The organism is Paenibacillus sp. 01L418, from assembly GCF_056400045.1.
This window is the reverse complement of the sequence record NZ_JBFTSN010000680.1, coordinates 1-2,092: the sequence shown is the minus strand read 5'-3', so window position 1 is coordinate 2,092 and position 2,092 is coordinate 1. Positions and strand designations below refer to the sequence as shown.

Here is a 2,092-nt window from a genome sequence, read left to right as displayed (position 1 = left end):
GATTACGTCCGCTAAAGATATTGTTAAAAGGATAAGTATCGGAATAAATAACAATCTCTTCAAGATATCCCTCCTACCGCATCAAGTCCTTTAGCTAATCGTTACTTCAATGAAGCAACAATTCCGCTCGGCACATAGTTTTAGCATTATACTTCAAACGAGATAAGGTATTAAGATGTTGCGTTAAACTACCCGTTAATGTAACGAAGCTGCCGATCCTTGCCCGCAACCTCCTCCGAATTGAGTGTTGAGCTATAGTTCCTCGTTAGCGGAATGACCTTTCTTAATCAGCGAGAGCACGTTTTATGATCGCTTTTGCTTCAGCAACCAACTTTTCATCTTTATAATCAATTGCCTGCATCATGATCAAAATGGGAATGTATATGGCTATCAATCGAGCTAATATCTTCGTTTCTTCATCGACATCCCCATATTCTTTGAAAAAGTCTGAACGCGCATCCGGAGGCAAAAAGCTATACGCGACATTCAAGTCGCAAGCAGGATGTCCGATATTGATATCTCCCCAGTCGATAATCCCTGAAATTATTCCATTCTCGTCTACCAGCATATTTTTAAAATGAAGGTCTCCATGGAGGAATACGTTTTTGGGTTTCACTTTTTCAGTTCCAAGCTGTTCCAAATAGTTCGATAATTCACGATACTCTTCTTCACTAAAATGAAGGGCAAGGTCGGAAATGAATTTATGCAACTTTTCTTTACGCATTGCAATATCARTCAAATTTCTATGGTCATGTTGAACTCCATTTTCTTGGGCAATTTGCACAGGGAATGCATGTAAGCTTTTTAAAAATTGCGCGAGCGTTGTTGCTGATACCGCWCGTTGCTTGTCAGTTAATCCRATTGGAAACTCTCCKGATAAATAGGGGTAGCCTAGGAAAGGTGCAGGATAATTATAATCCCCTTCCCCAAAAAATAGCGGTAACGAATATGCAATGGAACAATAATCTTTAAGCTTAGGTAGTATCTTTCCTTCCATCCTTAAACGATTAATTGCAACTTCTCTTCTTGGAAAGCGAAATACATATTCAACCCCGACRAGAAAAACAGTGTTATCCCAGCCGTATCCTAGTTTTTGTACGCTTTGTGAAGCTAACTGCGGAAACTGACTGCTTATTAATTTATGAGCCAATTCTTCTGATACTTCCCATTCCGCATCCCATTGATTCGTACTTCCCATATCCATYTATCGACTCCCTCACGAAAATAGAAAATAGGCTCGACTAGCCTGTTCCATTTACAACATCATATCATTAATTTGTTCTTCTGTTCGAGAACAACCTTACCGTCTGTTCCTCTATCCTGCCAGTTAGCGTAACGGCGAAGGGCTGCCACGCGGCAGCCCTTTTGGTTTTCAACTATCGTCTCCCGATAATCCAATAACAACATCAGACTCATTCCCTAGGATATCCCATGCTATTGATACTAATTAATCCTCTCTAAATATAATCCATTTATCATGCTCTTTTACCATCGCGAAACTAGGGTCAAATATTGAACCGGCCTTATCTAAAAAAATCACTACCAAGTAGTTCTACTTTAGATTCTACTCCGAATTCGTTTTGGATGGCCTTTGCTCTATTATCCGGGTCGTGACGAATCCATAGTATTTTCTCAATATTATCTCGATTTTCGTATAAACCAGTCAGAACTCCTTTCACATCAATTTTATGAAAATCTTTGATATCATTCCTATTCATTGCATCATACAGTTTAAAGATTGTTGATAGAATATCGGGCGGTATGGAACTGTCAACAATAGGTGTTCTTTCACTTCCATCCAAGAGTGCTTCAAGCATAAATGAATTCACTCTTTTTAGTTCAGATAAAAGGTTTGTATTATCCAATTGAAGATCAGCTAAATTTTCATTCAATTTATTCTTCTCCAACTCAAAGTCAGCTTTTAGTTTTAAGAAATCCTTCTCTTTAATGAATATTTCATTTTTGTATGTGCTGGCTGTTTGTTCTTTTTCCATTATTTAACTATTTTTTCCAACTAACTGCACACTCATCGAATTTATTTTTTTTTGTTGTAAGACGATTATACAAAACAGTATTAATAACAGTAATACGG

General features: G+C 37.6%; 3 protein-coding genes. All 3 read right to left on the bottom strand.

Annotated elements, in window-relative coordinates:
- Positions 1-283: 283 nt before the first annotated feature.
- The 3 genes from AC1DSE_RS34595 to AC1DSE_RS34585 all read right to left on the bottom strand — a co-directional run bounded on the left by AC1DSE_RS34595 (position 284) and on the right by AC1DSE_RS34585 (position 1,994).
- Positions 284-1,198, bottom strand: a complete 915-nt coding sequence (locus AC1DSE_RS34595; RefSeq protein WP_477529046.1) for a phosphotransferase — start codon at positions 1,196-1,198, stop codon at positions 284-286.
- Between the two features lie 65 nt (positions 1,199-1,263).
- Entirely contained in the window at positions 1,264-1,416 is a 153-nt protein-coding gene (locus AC1DSE_RS34590) for a hypothetical protein (RefSeq protein ID WP_477513017.1), read from the bottom strand.
- Between the two features lie 107 nt (positions 1,417-1,523).
- Complete coding sequence (locus AC1DSE_RS34585) at positions 1,524-1,994, bottom strand: hypothetical protein (protein WP_477529045.1); 471 nt, start codon at positions 1,992-1,994, stop codon at positions 1,524-1,526.
- Between the last annotated feature and the right edge of the window lie 98 nt (positions 1,995-2,092).

Coding starts and splice junctions, on each gene's coding strand:
- AC1DSE_RS34585 (WP_477529045.1), bottom strand. CDS start 1,994: ATGGAAAAAGAACAAACAGCCAGCACATACAAAAATGAAATATTCATT.
- AC1DSE_RS34590 (WP_477513017.1), bottom strand. CDS start 1,416: ATGAGTCTGATGTTGTTATTGGATTATCGGGAGACGATAGTTGAAAAC.